This is a genomic window from Acidovorax sp. KKS102 (assembly GCF_000302535.1).
Classification (GTDB): Bacteria; Pseudomonadota; Gammaproteobacteria; order Burkholderiales; family Burkholderiaceae_C; genus Acidovorax.
Map to the genome: position 1 here is coordinate 3,444,789 of NC_018708.1, position 17,434 is coordinate 3,462,222.

The 17,434-nt window shown below is 67.5% G+C and carries 21 protein-coding genes; 12 read left to right on the top strand and 9 right to left on the bottom strand.

The window, feature by feature from the left end; genetic code table 11:
- The first annotated feature begins 83 nt into the window (after nucleotides 1-83).
- Nucleotides 84-908 carry a DUF932 domain-containing protein gene (locus C380_RS15790; protein ID WP_015014844.1) on the top strand — a complete coding sequence of 275 codons (825 nt, stop codon included), beginning with the start codon at nucleotides 84-86 and terminating at the stop codon, nucleotides 906-908.
- Between the two features lie 78 nt (nucleotides 909-986).
- Entirely contained in the window at nucleotides 987-3,047 is a 2,061-nt protein-coding gene (locus tag C380_RS15795) for a ParB/RepB/Spo0J family partition protein (RefSeq protein WP_015014845.1), read from the top strand.
- 207 nt (nucleotides 3,048-3,254) lie between these two features.
- Here the strand turns inward: C380_RS15795 and C380_RS15800 are convergent, their stop codons facing one another.
- The 8 genes from C380_RS15800 to C380_RS15835 form a co-directional block, all read right to left on the bottom strand.
- Nucleotides 3,255-3,785, bottom strand: a complete 531-nt coding sequence (locus C380_RS15800; RefSeq protein WP_003107230.1) for a GNAT family N-acetyltransferase — start codon at nucleotides 3,783-3,785, stop codon at nucleotides 3,255-3,257.
- A gap of 5 nt (nucleotides 3,786-3,790) precedes the next feature.
- The gene (gene chrA, locus C380_RS15805) at nucleotides 3,791-5,020 is read right to left on the bottom strand and encodes a chromate efflux transporter (RefSeq protein ID WP_003107233.1); all 1,230 of its coding nucleotides are present in this window, start codon (nucleotides 5,018-5,020) and stop codon (nucleotides 3,791-3,793) included.
- Nucleotides 5,017-5,319, bottom strand: a complete 303-nt coding sequence (locus C380_RS15810; protein ID WP_003107234.1) for a PadR family transcriptional regulator — start codon at nucleotides 5,317-5,319, stop codon at nucleotides 5,017-5,019. Before C380_RS15810 ends, chrA begins: the two co-directional genes overlap by 4 nt.
- Nucleotides 5,320-5,417: 98 nt before the next feature.
- Nucleotides 5,418-5,840 carry an arsenate reductase (glutaredoxin) gene (gene arsC / locus C380_RS15815; RefSeq protein ID WP_013721779.1) on the bottom strand — a complete coding sequence of 141 codons (423 nt, stop codon included), beginning with the start codon at nucleotides 5,838-5,840 and terminating at the stop codon, nucleotides 5,418-5,420.
- 17 nt (nucleotides 5,841-5,857) lie between these two features.
- Nucleotides 5,858-6,943 carry an ACR3 family arsenite efflux transporter gene (gene arsB / locus C380_RS15820; RefSeq protein ID WP_013721778.1) on the bottom strand — a complete coding sequence of 362 codons (1,086 nt, stop codon included), beginning with the start codon at nucleotides 6,941-6,943 and terminating at the stop codon, nucleotides 5,858-5,860.
- 10 nt (nucleotides 6,944-6,953) lie between these two features.
- Nucleotides 6,954-7,451, bottom strand: a complete 498-nt coding sequence (locus C380_RS15825; protein ID WP_013721777.1) for an arsenate reductase ArsC — start codon at nucleotides 7,449-7,451, stop codon at nucleotides 6,954-6,956.
- Nucleotides 7,452-7,463: 12 nt separating this feature from the next.
- Entirely contained in the window at nucleotides 7,464-7,934 is a 471-nt protein-coding gene (locus C380_RS15830) for an ArsI/CadI family heavy metal resistance metalloenzyme (RefSeq protein WP_003107243.1), read from the bottom strand.
- 13 nt (nucleotides 7,935-7,947) lie between these two features.
- Nucleotides 7,948-8,277: a helix-turn-helix transcriptional regulator gene (locus C380_RS15835; RefSeq protein WP_003116799.1), complete on the bottom strand. Its 330-nt coding sequence runs from the start codon at nucleotides 8,275-8,277 to the stop codon at nucleotides 7,948-7,950.
- A gap of 785 nt (nucleotides 8,278-9,062) precedes the next feature.
- Here C380_RS15835 and C380_RS15840 point away from each other — a divergent pair.
- Nucleotides 9,063-9,377 (top strand): DUF736 domain-containing protein, encoded by a 315-nt coding sequence (locus tag C380_RS15840; RefSeq protein WP_015014848.1) that lies wholly within the window; start codon nucleotides 9,063-9,065, stop codon nucleotides 9,375-9,377.
- Between the two features lie 63 nt (nucleotides 9,378-9,440).
- Here C380_RS15840 and C380_RS15845 read toward each other — a convergent pair whose 3' ends face one another.
- The gene (locus C380_RS15845; RefSeq protein ID WP_013721774.1) at nucleotides 9,441-9,746 is read right to left on the bottom strand and encodes a helix-turn-helix domain-containing protein; all 306 of its coding nucleotides are present in this window, start codon (nucleotides 9,744-9,746) and stop codon (nucleotides 9,441-9,443) included.
- A 240-nt stretch (nucleotides 9,747-9,986) separates the two neighbouring features.
- On the opposite strand from C380_RS15845, the gene C380_RS15850 reads away from it, so the two are divergent.
- The 9 genes from C380_RS15850 to C380_RS15890 all read left to right on the top strand — a co-directional run bounded on the left by C380_RS15850 (nucleotide 9,987) and on the right by C380_RS15890 (nucleotide 17,400).
- A complete protein-coding gene (locus C380_RS15850; protein WP_015014849.1) occupies nucleotides 9,987-10,337 on the top strand; it encodes a DUF2958 domain-containing protein in 351 nt (116 codons plus the stop codon).
- 309 nt (nucleotides 10,338-10,646) lie between these two features.
- A complete protein-coding gene (locus C380_RS15855; protein WP_013721772.1) occupies nucleotides 10,647-11,420 on the top strand; it encodes a DUF2285 domain-containing protein in 774 nt (257 codons plus the stop codon).
- An 84-nt stretch (nucleotides 11,421-11,504) separates the two neighbouring features.
- A complete protein-coding gene (locus C380_RS15860; protein WP_013721771.1) occupies nucleotides 11,505-11,786 on the top strand; it encodes an AlpA family transcriptional regulator in 282 nt (93 codons plus the stop codon).
- 26 nt (nucleotides 11,787-11,812) lie between these two features.
- A complete protein-coding gene (locus tag C380_RS15865; protein WP_015014850.1) occupies nucleotides 11,813-12,670 on the top strand; it encodes a replication initiator protein A in 858 nt (285 codons plus the stop codon).
- Nucleotides 12,671-12,923: 253 nt separating this feature from the next.
- Nucleotides 12,924-13,562, top strand: coding sequence for a ParA family partition ATPase (gene parA, locus C380_RS15870; RefSeq protein WP_015014851.1), 639 nt, complete (start codon nucleotides 12,924-12,926; stop codon nucleotides 13,560-13,562).
- Complete coding sequence (locus tag C380_RS15875) at nucleotides 13,559-13,843, top strand: hypothetical protein (RefSeq protein WP_015014852.1); 285 nt, start codon at nucleotides 13,559-13,561, stop codon at nucleotides 13,841-13,843. Before parA ends, C380_RS15875 begins: the two co-directional genes overlap by 4 nt.
- Nucleotides 13,840-14,373 (top strand): DUF2840 domain-containing protein, encoded by a 534-nt coding sequence (locus tag C380_RS15880; RefSeq protein ID WP_015014853.1) that lies wholly within the window; start codon nucleotides 13,840-13,842, stop codon nucleotides 14,371-14,373. The genes C380_RS15875 and C380_RS15880 overlap by 4 nt, the downstream gene beginning before the upstream one ends.
- Entirely contained in the window at nucleotides 14,370-14,966 is a 597-nt protein-coding gene (locus tag C380_RS15885) for a S26 family signal peptidase (protein WP_043565518.1), read from the top strand. Before C380_RS15880 ends, C380_RS15885 begins: the two co-directional genes overlap by 4 nt.
- A gap of 460 nt (nucleotides 14,967-15,426) precedes the next feature.
- Nucleotides 15,427-17,400 carry a relaxase/mobilization nuclease and DUF3363 domain-containing protein gene (locus C380_RS15890; RefSeq protein WP_015014855.1) on the top strand — a complete coding sequence of 658 codons (1,974 nt, stop codon included), beginning with the start codon at nucleotides 15,427-15,429 and terminating at the stop codon, nucleotides 17,398-17,400.
- Nucleotides 17,401-17,434 lie beyond the last annotated feature (34 nt).

Genomic DNA, 17,434 nt, shown 5'->3' on the forward strand with positions numbered 1-17,434 from the left:
CAGCCGAAAGGCTGGGCTTCCGAATCTAGGAATCCGGTATGCGGTGAACAGCAAACCCTTTTTTCTTTGTCAGGAGAAATGCCATGCAACTCGCATCCCGCTTCGCTTCCCGTTCCCCGGTGCTGCGTTCGGAACGTCCCTTGTCCGATGACCAAATCCGGGCCGTGGCCCCGTCCATCTACGCGGAAGCCCCGCACGAAAGCCGCTCCGAGCGGTACAGCTACATCCCCACCGCCACCGTGCTGCAAGAACTGCGCGGGGAAGGCTTCGAGCCTTTCATGGTGACGCAAACCCGCGTGCGCCACGACGACCGCCGTGACTACACCAAGCACATGATCCGGCTGCGCCACGCCAGCCAGATCAACGGCCGCGAGGCCAACGAAATCATCCTGCTGAACTCCCATGACGGCACCAGCAGCTATCAGATGCTGGCCGGGATGTTCCGCTTCGTTTGCAGCAATGGCCTTGTCTGCGGTGACACCGTGGCCGACGTGCGCGTACCGCACAAGGGCGACGTGGCGGCGCAGGTGATCGAAGGCGCTTACGAAGTCCTGCACGGCTTCGACCGGGCGCAGGAATCGCGCGATGCCATGCGCGCGATCACGCTGGACGCCGGGGAATCGGAAGTGTTCGCCCGCGCTGCGCTGGCGTTGAAGTACGACGAGGACAAGCCCGCGCCCATCACGGAATCGCAAATCCTGAGGCCGCGCCGCCATGACGACGACCGCCGCGACCTGTGGAGCGTGTTCAACCGCACGCAGGAGAACTTGACCAAAGGCGGCCTGTCCGCCCGCGCCGCGAATGGCCGCCGCCAGACCACCCGGCCCGTGCAGGGCATCGACCAAAGCGTGCGCCTGAACCGCGCCCTGTGGCTGCTGGCCGATGGCCTGCGCCAGTTGAAAGCCTGAATCCCCACGCGGCAGGGGCAGGCAGCAGCCCTTGCCGCTTCTCTCGCTGCTGCACCCCAACCGCAAGGAGTTATCACCATGAACGCCGTACTCAAAACCGAAGCCGTCGCCATCGAAGCCGCCGCACCGCTGGAAGTGGCCGACCCGACCAAGAACCTGATCTTGGTCCCCCTCTCGCAGTTGTTGCCGCGCCGCTCCAAGCGCAACGTCCGCACGACCCCGCGCCAATCCATCCCCGAACTGGCCGCGAGCATTGCCCGCATCGGCCTGCTGCAAAACCTGATCGTCATCCTCGCCGCCGATGGCGAGCAATACGAAGTCGTCGCAGGCGACCGTCGCCTGACCGCCTTGAAGCTGCTGGCGAAGAAGAAGCGCATCCCCGCCGACTACGAAGTGCCGTGCCTGCTGGTGGCCGATGCGTCCGCCCGCACCGTCAGCCTCGCGGAGAACGTGCAGCGCGAGAACATGCACCCCGCCGACCAGTTCGCGGCCTTCGCCGCGCTGGTCAAGGAAGGCCGCTCGGTGGAGGACATTGCCGCAGACTTCGGCGTGTCCCCGCTGGTGGTGCAGCGCCGCTTGAAGCTGGCGAACGTCTCGCCGCGCCTGCTGGCCGATTACCGCGCCGGAGCCGCGACGCTGGAACAGTTGATGGCCTTGACCATCACCGACGACCACACCGCGCAGGAAGCCGCGTTCTATGGTGCGCCGGAATGGCAGCGCAGCCCGTCCAAGCTGCGCGAGCGCCTGACCGAGCGCGAAATCGACGCCGCGCACGCGCTGGTGCGCTTCGTCGGGCTGGACGCCTACCGGCAGGCAGGCGGCGGCATCCGCCGCGACCTGTTCGCAGAAGGCGATGCCGGAACCTACCTCACCGATACCGCAGTGCTGGAAACGCTGGTGCGCGACAAGCTGGCAATGCTGGCCGAGGACGTGCGCGCCGAGGGATGGGCATGGGTGGAGGCCGTGCCGCATCTGGCCTACGAGGAACGGCAGGCGTTCCAGAACGCCCCGCGCCACCGCCGCGAGCCGACCAGCCGCGAGGCTCGCCGCATCGCCTCGCTGGAAACCCGCCTCGAAAAGATCGAAGCCGAACTGGAAGAAGCCTGCCAAGTTGAAAGCAGCGAGGACGAGGCCAAGGCCGAGAAACTGGAACAGCGGCGCGATCAGGTGGTCGGGGAACTGCAAGACGCGGAGGACGCCTTACAAGGCTATGCCCCCGAAGTGCGCGAGGTGGCCGGTGCCATCGTCACCATCGACCGCAGCGGCGAGGCCGTCATTCATCGCGGCCTGCTGCGCGAAGCCGAGGCGAAGGCGCTGCGCACGCTTGAAAAGCTGCGGCGCGGTTTCGGCAGCACCGAAGGCGAAGCCGCCAACGACGAGCACGAGGACGCCGACGACGCGCCCAAGGCCGCGAGCCTGTCCGACCGGCTGGCGCAGTGGTTGAGCGCCCATCGCACGGCGGCGCTGCAAATCGAAGTCGCACGGCATCCGCACGTCGCGCTGGCCGCGCTGGTGCATGGCATGGTGCAGAAGGTCTTGCAGCCCGACGCCTACGGCGATGGACTGCCACTCGGCGTGCGCCTCACGGCGCAAGACCGGCTGGAAGGCATGGCCCCGGACTGGCCGGAATCGCCTGCCGCCGTGGCGCTGCGCGAACTGCAACAGGTAGCCGGTGAAGCCTTGCCGGAGGACAGCGCCGAACTGTTCGCCGCGCTGCTGGCGAAGTCGCAAGACGAACTGGTGCGGCTGCTGGCCGTGTGCGTGGCTTCCACGGTGGACGTGGTGACGCCCCGTGCCACGCCGCACCAGCCCGGCAAGGAACTGGCGCAGGCCGTGGGCCTCGACATGGCCGCATGGTGGAAGCCGACCGCAGAAGGCTACTTCAAGCACGTTTCCAAGGCCGTGATTCTGGATGCCGTGGGCGCGTTTGCACCGGAATTCGTCACCCGGCTGGCGAAGCTCAAGAAGGCCGACATTGCCAGTGAGGCCGAGCGGCTGGCCGATGGCACCGGCTGGATGCCCGCCATCTTCAAGGCCGAAGGCCCGCAGGAGGCCGCGCAGGAAGAAGGCCCGGAGCAGGACGCCCCGGAGGATACCGAGGCAATGGCGGATGAACCCGCCGAGGCACTGGCCGCTTGACCCGCGCCGAAGGCAAGCGCCCCGGCCTCGACCGGGGCGCTTCGCTTTGTGTGGTGGCGCATCGAGACGAAGGAATAACCGCGATCAGCACCGCGCCCAGGCCGTTCCGCCCTGGGCGCGGTGGACGCGAAATCCGGGTGCGACAGTGGCCGCGCCCGGTGTTCAAGGCCAATAGCCGAATTAAAACGCCGCCGCCTTCGCGCTGGCTCAGGCGGCGGCGTTGAAGGCATCGCTGTAGTGCGCGATGCCTTCCGGCACTGTCCCATGCAGGGCCAGCGCCATGAAATAGCCGGGCGGCACGCCCGGCAGTTGCAAGCCCGCATGGGCCTGGAAGCCAAAGCGCGTGTAGTACGTTGGATCTCCCAGCAGCACGCAGCCTGCGGCCTGCATAGCCCGCAGTTCAGACAGCGCCTGTTCCATCAGGCGCGAACCGATGCCTCGCCCCTGCCTTGGCGGCAGGACGGAGATCGGCCCCAACCCATACCAGCCCTCGGTCTTTCGCCTGTGCTCATGGGTGATCGTTACTGGCGACAGCGCGACGTGACCGACGACGCGCCCATGTTCTTCGGCCACGATGGAAAGCGTCAGTTCGTTGGCGGCACGCAAGGCGCGCACGATGAATTGCTCGGTGTGGCTGGTGTGTGGTGCATCAGCGAAGGCGGCGGTCGTGACCGCTTCGATGGCGGCAATGTCGTCGGCGGTTTCGTGTCGGAGCTGGATGGTCAGGGTGTGCCACATGAGATTCAGACGCCCATTGCCATGACCCAGCCCACCAGCCCGGCTAACAGCACCACGAGCGCCGGCGGCACGCGCCCCACCGTCAGCAGTCCGAACGAGAGCAGCGCCAGCCCAAAATCCGCCTTGCTGTGGATGGCACTCGTCCATACCGGGTCATAGAGGGCGGACACCAGAATACCGACCACGCCGGCGTTGATGCCGGCCATGGCCGTCTGGATGCCCGCGCGGTGGCGCAGCCCTTCCCAGAACGGCAGTGCACCGACCAGCATGAAAAAAGCGGGGAGGAAGATCGTGCCCAGGAGTGCCAGCCCGCCGATCCAGCCATGCAGCGGTCCGTGGGCGACCGCGCCGAGGTAGGCCGAGAAAGTGAACAGCGGCCCCGGCACGGCCTGCGCCGCACCGTAGCCGGCCAGGAAGTCGGCATTGCTCACGACGCCGCTGGGCACCACCGAGGCCTGCAGCAGCGGCAGCACAACGTGTCCACCGCCGAAGACCAGTGCACCGGAGCGGTACACCCCTTCCAGCAGGGCTATCGTGGACGAGTCCGTGGCTGCCGCCCACAGGGGCAGCCCGACGAGCGGTGCGGCAAACAGCAGCAGCGCCACGATGCCCAGCTTGCGCGAGACGGGGTAGCTGTGGGCGTGGCCGCCGCCGGGTTGCGCGATCTTCAATGTCCACCAGCCCAGCAGCCCTGCCACCGCGATGGCGGCAAGCTGTCCCGCGGCCGAGGGCAGGACCATGGTCAGCAGCGCCGCCAGAATGGCCAGCGCGGCGCGCGGCCGGTCCGGGCACAACGACTTGGCCATCCCCCAGACCGCTTGCGCCACGATGGCCACGGCGACGACCTTGAGCCCGTGCACCCAGCCGGACTGGGCCAGCCCCTGGTACTCGGCGATGCCAAAGGCGAACAGGATCAGCGCAATCGCCGATGGCAAGGTGAATCCGGCCCAGGCCGCCAGCAGCCCCAGCCAGCCCGCGCGGCCCAACCCCAGCGCCATACCGACCTGGCTGCTGGCCGGCCCCGGCAGGAACTGGCACAGGGCGACCAGATCGGAGTAGCTGCGGTCATCCAGCCAGCGGCGACGCTCGACGAACTCCGAGCGGAAATAGCCCAGATGCGCGATCGGCCCGCCGAAGGAGGTCAGCCCCAGCTTGAGGAAGGCGCCGAAGACTTCGACGGGTGAGCCGCGCGCGGCAGCGGCCTCATGCTGCAAGGTGTTGGTGGAATCTGTCATTTGTGCATCGCCTCCCCGGTGAACTCCCGGATGCGGTCCTTGGCCAGCGCCAAGCCTTCCTTGCCCTTGGGCGTGATCGTGTAGAGCTTGCGCACGGTGCGCCCTTCACGCTCCTGGCGGGAGACGAGGTAGCCGTCGCGCTCCATCTTGTGCAGCATCGGGTACAGCGTTCCGGGGGAGAGGCGGTAGCCGTGGTGGGCCAGCTCGTCGATCATCCATTGCCCGTAGATCTCCTGCTCGGCTGCGTGGTGCAGCACATGCAGGCGGATCAGCCCCGACAGCAGGTCGTGGTGCTCCATGGCACGTGGAGTAGGTTTCTCTTTCATATCGAATATCGATAACGAAATTCGATAATACCAGCCTCACTTCAGATTGCCTGCCGCTTGTGCGGGAGGTCTCAGACCCTGCGACCCTCCGCATCCACCACGGCTTCGCCGTCTTCCTTGCGGAACGCGCCGCGCTGCGGCTGCGGCAGGATGTCCAGCACGGCCTCCGAAGGCCGGCACAGGCGCGTGCCCAGCGGCGTGACCACAATGGGCCGGTTGATGAGGATGGGATGCTGGAGCATGAAGTCGATCAACCGGTCATCGCCCCACTGCGGGTCGCCCAGGCCCAGTTCGGCATAGGGCGTGCCTTTCTCGCGCAGCACGGCGCGCGCCGATACGCCCATTGCGGCGATCAGCACCATCAGCGTCGCCCGATCGGGCGGGGTCTTCAGGTACTCGATGACCGTGGGCTCCTCGCCGCTGTTGCGGATCAGGGCCAGCACGTTGCGCGAGGTGCCGCAGTCGGGATTGTGGTAGATCGTGACGGTGCTCATGGGAGTGACCTGGTTGGTTATCGGGTGGCGGAGTTCGGGCCGCATTCGTACCAGCCGCGCGAGCGGTTGACCACGCGCACGACCAGCAGCATCACGGGTACCTCGATCAGCACGCCGACCACGGTGGCCAACGCCGCGCCGGACTGGAAGCCGAACAGGCTGATGGCGGCGGCCACGGCCAGCTCGAAGAAGTTGGAGGCACCAATCAGCGCCGAGGGACAGGCAATGTTGTGCTGCTCGCCCAGCCGACGGTTGAGCCAGTAGGCCAACCCGGAGTTGAAGAACACCTGGATCAGGATCGGCACCGCCAACATGGCGATCACCAGCGGCTGGCGGATGATGGCCTCGCCCTGGAAGGCGAACAGCAGCACCAGCGTGAGCAGCAGCGCCGCGATCGACAGAGGGCCGATGCGCTCCAGCGCCCGGTCGAAGGCGGCTTGGCCCTTGCTCAGCAACGCGCGGCGCCAGAGCTGGGCCAGGATGACCGGAATCACGATGTACAGACCGACCGATACCAGTAAGGTGTCCCACGGCACCGTAATGGACGATAAGCCCAGTAGCAGGCCCACGATTGGGGCGAAGGCGAAGACCATGATGGTGTCGTTCAGCGCCACCTGCGACAGCGTGAACACAGGATCGCCCCCGGTCAGCCGGCTCCAGACGAACACCATTGCCGTGCAGGGTGCGGCGGCCAGCAGGATCAGGCCCGCGACATAGCTGTCGAGCTGGTCGGAGGGCAGCCACTGCGCGAAGACCTGGCGGATGAAGATCCAGGCGAGTAGCGCCATCGAGAAGGGTTTGACGGCCCAGTTGACGAACAGCGTCACGCCGATGCCGCGCCAATGCTGCTTGACTTGGCCGAGAGCGCCGAAGTCCACCTTGAGCAGCATGGGAATGATCATCACCCAGATCAGCAGGCCCACCGGCAGGTTGACCTGCGCGATCTCCATGCGGCCGATGGCATGGAACACGCTGGGCGCGAACTGGCCGAGCGCGATACCGGCGACGATGCACAGGAGTACCCACACGCTCAGGTAGCGCTCGAAGACGCTCATGGTGGGGGCGGCCGGCACGCGGCTGGCCGTTTGGGTTCCAACACTCATCGCGCAGACCTCACTTCGTGCCGATGCTGCGCAGCTCGTGCTGCAGCGACATGGCATCCAGGCGTTGCATCGGCAGCGACAGGAATAGCTCGATGCGCCGGCGCAAGGTCAGCGCCGCATCCGTGAATGCCTTGCGCTTCTGTTCGTCGGTGCCCTCGACGGCTGCGGGATCAGGCACACCCCAATGCGCCGACATCGGGCGTCCCGGCCACACGGGGCAGACCTCGCCGGCGGCGTTGTCGCAGACCGTGAAGATGAAATCCAGCTCCGGCGCACCGGGCGCCGCGAACTCGTCCCAGTTCTTGCTGCGGTAGCCGGCGGTCGGCATGTGCAGCCGCTCCAGCGTGGCGAGCGCCAGTGGGTGGACTTCGCCCTTGGGGTGGCTGCCCGCCGAGTAGGCGCGAAAGCGCCCCTGGCCCAATTCATTGAGGATGCCTTCGGCCAGGATGGAGCGGGCCGAGTTACCCGTGCAGATGAACAGGGCGTTGTAGGTCTTGTCGGTGGTCATGGGTATCTCACATCAGCAGCAGGAGGAAGCCGGCTTCACCGCAACGCCCACCGGCTTGCCGCGCACCGGGGTACAGCACGCTGCGGCGGAAGTCGCTGCAGGCGCCGCTTCGTTAAAGACCGGAATGTTGCCCAGCGTGTGGAAGTGCTCCCAGGCCACGCCCTGCGGATCGGTGATCCAGTGCTTCTCGCTGCGCGCGTAGCAGCAGGTCGTGGTGCCCTCGTCCAGCAGCGTCATGTCGGCCGCCTCGGCGCGGGCCTTCAGCACCGCCAATTCCTCGGCATCGTCGGTCTGGATACCCAGGTGGTCGATGCCCGGCTTGTTGCCACGTGTGGAGATGGCGAAGTTGACCGGCGGGTCTTCGAGCATCCATTTGGCGTAGTCGCCTTCGACGCGCGCGGGCTGCGCGGCGAACAGTTGGGAATAGAAGCCGATGCTGCGGTTCAGGTCATCGACGTGCAGGTGGACGTGAAAGCGCTTCATGGGGGTGATCCTTTCAGCAGGAAGTACAGGCAGAGGAGGATTCGGTGACCTCGCACGCGCCGCCCTGGCAGCAGTGCTCGGTCAGATAGCCGAGCAGCCCATTCATCTGGGTGAAGTCGGCGCGGTAGATCAGGTTGCGGCCCTGCTGCTCGATGGTGACCAGGCCGGCATGGGCCAGTTCTTTCAGGTGGAAGGACAGGGAGTTGCGGGCCACGTCGAGCTGGTCGGCGAGGACGCTGGGTGTCAGCCCTTCGGGGCCGGCGACCACCAGGGCGCGGAACACGCGCAGCCGCTGGGTATGGGCCAGGGCGCCGAGGGCGGAAATGGCTTGGGTCTCGTTCATGATTCGATAATACAACATTTATTGAATCATTGGCAAAACGCTTCAATTGAATGGAGCCTGCGCGCTTGCGAGGCTTGACTTTCAAGACAGTTGCTCACGCCTTCGCGCCTGCGGCGCTGCGCGCTTCGCTTGCCTCCAGGGGAAAGCCCTGCGGGCTATCCCCGCCGCGCGCAGCTTGGCGCCCCTCGATGTGGCCGAACCGGCTGCGCCGGATCGGCCCGTCCAGCGCCCCGCCGCGATGAACGGGGCGCTGGCGAACACGCTGGCGCTTGCTGCGGCAGGTTGTGCAGGTGCGTGCCGTCCTCAACGCTGGCGGTTCCTGCCCATCACGTCACGAAGGACGGTTCACGGACAACCCGCCCGGCATCGCTATGGAGCTTCCACGCCACGCCTCAAGACCGGCGCCGCAAGGTGTGGTGGAGGCGTTCTCGCCTGTCGTTGCGGGGTTGACCTCGCCCGCGTCAGCGGGCGAGCCGGAGAAGCCTTCGAGCGGGGATGCCGAGCAGGCCCTATCTCCTTTCGGAGCGGTTCGACCCAAGGCGTCCTTGTCTCGTTGTGAATCCTGGCGGTGGCGCGGCTGCGCCTCGGGCTTCATGGCTGCAACCGTCCGGCGAAAACAATTTCCCCGCCGCTGCACGGCTTCCTCGCGCAGCAAATTCTTTTCGCCTCCCGGCTCTCCACTGCGTTTCGACCGCAAGCGGTGCGGCCAGCCCGTCCCCTGCCGGCCGGATCACAACAAGGACGCGATGGGCGCGAACCTTGTTCAACCGAAAGGAGAAAACATCATGGCCAACATCGGCACCTTCACCGCAGACAAAGACGGCTTCACCGGCACGCTTCGCACCCTGACACTCAACGTCAAGGCCAAGCTGGTTCCCAACGACAAGGGCAGCAGCGAGAACGCCCCCGACTTCCGCCTCCAGGCCGCCGGCCACGACATCGGCGCGGCGTGGAAGAAGACAAGCGAGGCCGGGCGCGATTACCTGTCCGTGACCCTCGACGATCCTTCGTTCCCGGCTCCGGTCTATGCCCGCCTGATCGAAGGCGAGGACGGCACGCACGACCTTATCTGGTCGCGCAGCAAGCCCCAGGCGGCGTGACCGCCGCAGCGCCCCGCCCATCGCGGCGGGGCGCTGTGCTGCTGGTCGCAGCACATCACAACGTCACGCGCGCGGCTTCGCCGCGTCGCGTTCCTTCAACACCGCCTCCAGCTCCTGGCGCACCTGCGCCAGCAGTTCGTCGGCCTTGTGCGGGCTATTGCCCGCATAGGCCAGCGTCAGCAGTGTGAGCGGGTGGATCTCCATCACCTCGCACAGCTCGGCCAGCTTGTTCAAGGTCGGGCTTTTCAGGTCGCGTTCGAGGGTACTCATATAGGTACGGCTGGACACGTCAGAGAAGGCTTCCTGGCTCAAGCCACGGGCCTTTCTAACTGTCTTCAACGCCTTCGCCAATGAGTTCCCAGCCGCCACCTATGGTTTCCCTCGAAAAACCAAGATGACAGCCCATTGCGTCCTATAGAGCTACAATCTATAGTGTTCATTTGGTGTTCTACGTTTTTGTGCCTTTACGGAAATCCGCATCGGCGGGTTCCAGCAAAGCCACGCAAGCGCATCCGCGCTTGCGCACGAAGGCGTAAATCCGGTTTGGCGGTTCTGCGCTTGGGCGTGAAACCGCATCCGTGCATCATTGGATTTGTGGGATTGCCGACCATGCCCCAGCCACTCGCCACCGTCCCGGAGCGCGCGCAACTGCTCGCCAACGGCGAGGCCCGCGCCGCTGGCCGGGCCATCGACCCGGTGCCCGTGGTGCGGCTGTTCACGCCGGACGCGCATGTGACCTGGCTGCTGGCTGCGCTCGATCCCGCCGATGGCGACACCGCCTGGGGCCTCATCGACCTGGGAATCGGAATGCCGGCGCAAGGAACCGTCAAGCTGTCCGAGCTGGCTGGCATCGTCGGGCCGCATCAGCAGCCCGTGATGCGCGACCTCTATTTCCGCCCCACGCGCACGCTGTCGGAATACACCCGGCTGGCCGAGCGCGACGGGGCCATCCCGGACTGAGTACGGCCTACTGTGGCTTTCTCAGTCTGGTGTCATGCCGGATAGGTCTTAATCGGCACTCTTGCGGCATACCCCGGCAAATCTGATCGAAACAGTCATGATGTCCGGCCTGGGCTGCGGCAGGCTGGCCTGTACGGCGTCCCACGGTCGGGGCGCTGCCACTGCCACATTGAGACGGAAACCGCAACGCATCGGAGCCAATTGGTCTTGACAACCCGAGCCACAATTTTTACCCATGACGTTCTGACGATGGCGATGTAGCGCGTAGCCCGGCCGTGGCGGCGATTCCTGTTCCCAGGAGGTTGCGTCATGGCCGATCGCGCCGCCGAGTCTTGGTATCCGACTGCCGCGTATCTGTACGTGCTGCATCTGGACAGCCTTGCGCTCGCCTGGGAGTACCTGCGCAGGCACCCCGACTACCGGCTCGATTGGCTGCGCCATCGTCGCCGGTCACAGGCAGCACAGGACGCGGCGCATCGCTGGGGCCTGCGCCTGCTGGAAGACCCGGCCCTGGATGCGCGCGACGCGCATCCGGCCTGGCAGCCCGGCCACGCTGCCGTGGTGCAACTCTACCCCGATGCCGATCCGCCCGTGGATGCCGAATCCTTCGCGTTCTGGCGTATCCCCGGCCATAAGCAACTGCTCCACGATGGCAAGGGGCTGGCGCTCACCGCACGCAGCCCCGGCCATTGCCTGCGCTTCGCGCTCGCGCCTGGACTGGAAGACGGCATGGCCGTCGCCTATGCCCACCGCGGCGGCGCTGCCGCGCCTGCGCGCGGTCATGTGTTCGGCGCGGCACTGGCCGATGCCAGACGTAGGCCGACACCTGCCGCGCTGCTGGAACTGCACACCTTGCAGGCGCTCGACGCGACCCTGGCGGGTGCGTCCTTGCGCGACGTGGCCGAAGGTCTGTTCGGCGCCGATGCCGTGGCCGCCGACTGGCACGCCGATGGCGATCTGCGTGCCCGCGTGCGCCGCCTGGTGCGGCGCGGCGATGCGTTGATGCGCGGCGGCTACCGCCGCCTAGCACAACTGTCGCCGCTTGAGAAGGGACGTTTTGATGGAGACGCAAAACGTCCCTGAGCAGAGCAGCTTCGTTTTCTGAGACTGGCTTCCATCCGGTTGCGCTGTGTGGCCGGAGCTTTGCAACCGATGGAGGTTCATCTCATGCGTCCCGCTCCTTTGCGGCCTGCCGCCGCTGTCTCAACTGCTGCCGCGCAGCCCCAACGCTATCTGACCAACGACGAAGCCGCCGAATACCTGCGCCTGTCGCCGCGCACGCTGGAAAAGCAGCGCGTGATCGGCGGCGGCCCGCGCTTTCGCAAGTTCGGCCGGCGCGTCATGTACGCCGTGGCCGACCTCGATGCCTGGGCCGCCGACCGCAGCTTCGAGACGACTTCCGATCCCGAATACGCCGAGCACCACTCGGCCGACAGCCGTGCGCGCTGACCACTGGAGCGCGGGAGGCCATCGCCATGTCCAGCCCTGCGCTGCCGTCCCGGCAGCGGCCGTTGCAAGAGCGCGAACAGCTCGACCTGTTCCGCGCCTTGCCCGGCGACATGGCGCCGCGCGACAGCCAGGACTTGATGGCCTTTCCGTTCTTCTCGCTGGCGAAGTCGCGGCGCGTCGCGCCGATCGACTTCCGGGCGGGGAACGTCACGATCCGCGTGGAAGGCACGGCCGAGCATGGCATCGCCACGATTTGGGACGCGGACGTGCTGATATGGGCGGCCTCGCAGATCGTGGAAGCCCGCGACGCGGGCTTCCGCTCGTCGCGGCTGATGCAGGCCACGCCCTACGAGATCCTGCGGTTCATCGGGCGCGGTACGTCGCTGCGCGACTACCAGCGCCTCAAGGCCGCCCTCGACCGGCTGCAATCGACCACGGTGGCCACGTCGATCCGCGAGACGACCGGACGGCGCCTGCATCGCTTCTCGTGGATCAACGAGTGGAAGGAACTGGCCGATGCCAAGGGCACGCCCTTGGGGCTGGAGCTGATCTTGCCGGACTGGTTCTATGCCGGCGTCATGGACGCCGCCCTGGTGCTGACCATCGACCCGGCGTATTTCCGGCTGACGGGCGGCATCGAGCGCTGGCTGTACCGGCTGGTGCGCAAGCACGGTGGCCGACAGCCGGGCGGCTGGCAGTTCGATTTCCGACACCTGTATCGGAAATCGGGCAGCGCTACGCGCTTCTCGGACTTCGCCTACGACCTGCGCACGCTGGTCGCGCGGCAGTCGCTGCCGGGCTACGCCCTGGGCATCGAGCGGATGCCGGACAACGGCGCCGAGCTGCTGACCTTTCGGCCCGTGCCATACACGGCACGGGGATAAACGGTGCGCAACTTGTGGACGGGCTCGTGCTATCAGGAGTACGAGGTATCGTGCTATCGGGAGTACGGCTATCGTGCTATCAGGAGTACGAATCGGCCGCAAAGCCAATAACGGCGCGGGTTTGCGGCCCCTCTAACTTCCCTAACTTAAAACCTCTAACTGGTAGTAGAAGCGCCGCGCCACGGTGGACAACCGCCACGCGGCACGAAGCGCAGCGGCAACAGCCCGGCTTTCCAACACGGAGGGCCGCGCCATGATCGTTGCTCTGCTCAACCAGAAAGGCGGCGTGGGCAAGACCACGCTCGCCACGCACATCGCTGGAGAGTTGGCGATGCGCGGCCAGCACGTCGTGCTGCTGGATGCCGACCCGCAAGGCTCATCGCTGGACTGGACGCAGCGCAGAAGCCAGCAAGGCTTGCCAAGGCTGTTCAGCGCCGTGGGCCTCGCACGCGAAACGCTGCATCAGGAGGCGCCAGAACTCGCCTGGCGGGCCGATCACGTCGTCATCGACGGGCCGCCCAGGATCGCCGCCTTGGCGCGCTCCGCGCTGCTGGCGGCCGAGCGCGTGCTGATTCCGGTGCAGCCCAGCCCCTACGACCTGTGGGCCAGCGCGGAGATGGTGGCGCTGATCCGCGAAGCGCAGGTGTTTCGGCCTGCGCTGCGCGCGGCCTTCGTCATCAATCGGCGCGTCAGTACCACCGTGATCGGACGCGAAGCGCGCCAGGCACTCGCCGACCAGCCGCTTCCTGCGCTGCGCGCGGAAGTGCATCAACGCATCGTGTTCGCCGACAGCGTGGCCGCTGGACGGCTTGCACGCGAGACGGCGCCGGACAGCGCCGCCGCGCGCGAAATCACCGCGCTGGTGGACGAACTGTTGCGGTGGACGCCATGACCGCAAAGCCGCCACCGAACGGCAAACGCTCGGTCAAGCGCGTCGGCATCGGCGCGCGTCCGCCCGCGAATCCGCACGCCGAGGCGTGGATTCGCCAGGGCGACGCCGATGCGCTGGGCAAGGGCGACCTCTACACCGCCCGCCTGACCCTCGACATCACGCCCGCGATGCGGGCGCGCATCAAGGTGTCGGCCTTCACGCAAGGCGTGACGGTGGCCGATCTGCTGCGCGGCCTGCTTGAGCGCGAGTTTCCAGAACACCGCAGGGAAAACACCCCATGACCACATCCGCTTCGCCTGTCGCTGGCGCGGCCACGGCTGCGCTCGCAGCATCTTTCGGCCAGCCTGCCAGCGCACCGCTGACGCGCGTGGCGCTGGCCTACATCGAACCGCGCTTCAAGCTCTACCTGCGCTTCGGCGAACCTGCGCGCACGCTCCAGCTCGACCGCTGGCGGCGCTGCGCGGTGTTCCTGCCGGGTGCCATGTTCTGCCGCATCCGCTGGCATGCCAACGACTACGGCACGATCCGCTGGCAGCTCATGGTGATGCAGGCTTGCACGCCGTTCGATGCGGCGCAGCGCATCCCCGGCGTGCAGCCTGGCGCGCGCCTGCTGCTGCACGCCGAAGGGGAGAACCAGGTGCGCGCCGTGCTGGAGCGCATCGACTCCATCGAGGCGCTGGGCATCGCGCCTATCGGTGCGTCGCCCGCGTACTGGCGCACGCTCGCCAACCGGCTCGCCGCGCGCCTGCCGTTGCCCGAATACACCGCCGAGCGGCACGCCGCCTGGCTGACCGGGAGGGCGCTGCCATGACCGCCGTTTCCCCTGCCTGCACCGAGCCGCGTCCTCGCGCGCCCCGCGCACGTTTGCGCGCTCGCCTCGTGCTGGCGAGCCTGTCCGCCTGGGGCCTCGCTGCGCTGGCCTGGGCGTCCTTCGTGCATCCGCTGCCGCGCCTGATCTACAACCCGTCCGACAGCGTGGCGGTCGGCTGGTATCGCGTCGATCCGCTGGGCCGTAAGCCCGGCTCGCTGCCACGCCCCTTGTCCGTGGGCAGCATCGTCCTGACCACGCTGCCGCCAGACGCTGCCGCGCTGGCCGCGCAGCGCGGCTACCTGCCGGCGCGCGTCCCGCTGCTCAAGCGCGTGGGCGCCATCGCGCCGCAGGAGGTGTGCATCACTGGCCGCATCGTCCGCATCGACGGCGTGCCTTCGGCCGCCGCGCTGCCCGCCGACCGCTGGGGCCGGCCGCTGCCATCCTGGCAGCAGTGCCGTCGCCTTGAAGCTGGCGAACTGTTCCTGCTCAGTGTGACCAACCCGGCGTCGTTCGACAGCCGGTATTTCGGGCCGGTCAGCGCATCCGCCGTGATCGGCGTCGCGCATCCGGTCTGGCTGGAGTCTCGCCCATGATGGCCGCCGACTCGCTGCACGTTGCCGTGCATTTCATCGTGCCATCGGGCGTGTCGTTCTGCTGTCCGTCGCCATGCTGTCGCGCGTGCAGTGCGAGCGCATCCGCGCCGCACTTCGCGCTGCCTTCGGCGCAGCCGTCCCACGTGCAGGCGTCTTGCCTCGAACGCGCCCGGCCTGCGGCCCTCACCGCGCTGGTTCGCGCGTTCGCCGGCGCGCTGGCTGCTCGCGCAGCAGCGCCGCCGGGCCGCCGCGGCCCGGAGCGCCAGCGAGGGGCAAAGGCGGAAGGCAAGACAAAAGGACGCGGCACCGGGCCGCGTCGAAAGCCTGTCTGCACGTGGGGGTGGCGCGGCACGGAGCGGCTTTGCCGCCGTGCCGCTTGGGGCGCGAAGCCCGCGCCGATGCAGTCATGTCCACGTGCTTCGCACGCCCGGACACGCCAGAGCTTGCAGGGAGCCCAGCCATGACCAACCGCCGCGATGACGATTTCCGCATCCGCCCCAGCGCCCCGAAGAACCGGGGCCAGGGCTTCGTTTCCAAGGTACTCAAGCAGGCGGGCAAGGCCAGCAGCGGCAAGTCCACGGTGCGCCGTCCGGGATCGGCGCGGAGCACTGGCCAGCGCCCCGGCTCGCGCCTGGGGCGCGGCCACACGGCGGCGCGCTTCGCGGGCGCGAAGCTGACGCCCATGTCGCGGCGCGTGACCATCAAGACGCTGCTGGTGAATCACCAGCGGGCCAGCCCGCAGTCGCTCGCCAAGCACCTGCGCTACATCGAGCGAGATGGCGTGGGCCGCGACGGCGAGCCGGGCCAAGCCTACGGGCCGCAGACCGACACCGCCGACCTCGACGCCTTCAAGGAACGCTGCGCCGACGACCGGCACCATTTCCGCTTCATCCTTTCGCCCGAGGATGGCGCGGAGCTGGAAGACCTGCGCAACTATACCCGGCATCTGGTGAACCGCATGGAAGCCGACCTGGGCACGCGGCTGGATTGGGTGGCGGTGGATCACTGGAACACCGACAACCCGCATACCCACCTGATCGTGCGCGGGCGCGACGACACAGGCAAAGACCTCATCATCGCGGGCGACTACATCGCCGATGGCTTCCGCCACCGCGCCGCCGAGCTGGCGACCGAATGGCTTGGGCCGCGCACCGAGCTGGAGATCCAGCAGACCTTGCAGCGCGAGGTGGAGCAAGAGCGGTGGACGAGCCTGGATCGCACCTTGAAGCGCGAGGCCGGCGACGATGGCCTGGTGCATGTCGAACGGCTCAACGAACCCCGCTTGCAGCGCCAGCGCCTGCTGCTGATCGGCCGCCTGCAACGCTTGCAGCGCCTGGGCCTGGTCGACGAGACGCAGCCCGGCACCTGGGCTATCCACGCCGATGCCGACAAGACCCTGCGCGCCCTGGGCGAGCGCGGCGACGTCATCCGCACCATGCAGCGGGCCATGCGCGGCGAGCCGCGTGAACTGGCGGTGTTCGAGCCGGGCGACGATGGCCGAACCATCCTGGGGCGCGTGGCCGCGAAGGGGCTGGCCGACGAGCTGCGCGACCGGAGCTATCTGGTCATCGACGGGGTGGACGGCAAGGCCCACTACGTCGCGCTCAACGCCCGCGACGAGCTAGCGAACTATCCGACCTGCGCCGTGGTGGAGGTGAAGGGATCGGCCGACGTGCGTGCGGCCGACAGGAACATCGCCGCGCTGGCGAGCGATGGCCTGTACCGCACCGACCATCACTTGGCCGTGGCACAGGGTCAGGCCGTGCCCGGACGCGATCCGCAGGAGGTCGTGGCGGCCCATGTCCGCCGGCTGGAAGCCCTGCGCCGGGCGGGCATCGTGGAGCGCGTGGCCGAGGGACTATGGAAGGTGCCGGGCGACCTGGCCGAGCGTGGCCGCCAGTGCGACGCGCAGCGGCTGGGCGGCGTGGCCGTGGAGCTGAAATCGCACCTTCCAATTGAGCGGCAGGCCCGCGTGATCGGGGCCACCTGGCTTGACCAGCAACTGATCGGCGGCGGCCGCGGGCTGGGCGACATGGGCTTTGGCGGCGACGCCAAGCAGGCCATGCAGCAGCGCGCCGACTTCCTCGAAGGACAGGGGCTGGCGCAGCGGCGCGGGCAGCGCGTGATCCTCGCCCGCAACCTGCTGGGTACGCTGCGAAGCCGGGAACTGGTGCAGGCCGCGAAGGACATTACCGCCGAAACCGGCCTGGAGCATCGGCCCGTGTCCGACGGCCAGCGCGTGACTGGCATCTACCGGCGCTCCGTCATGCTCGCCAGCGGACGCTACGCCATGGTCGATGATGGCATGGGTTTCAGCCTGGTGCCCTGGAAGCCGGTGATCGAACAGCGGCTGGGGCAGCAAGTCGCGGCCACAGTGCGCGGTGGCGGGGTGTCTTGGGATATTGGGCGTACACGCGGGCCAGCTATCAGTTGAGGCGGTGACCTCCAGCGTCGCGAGTTGCTGAACC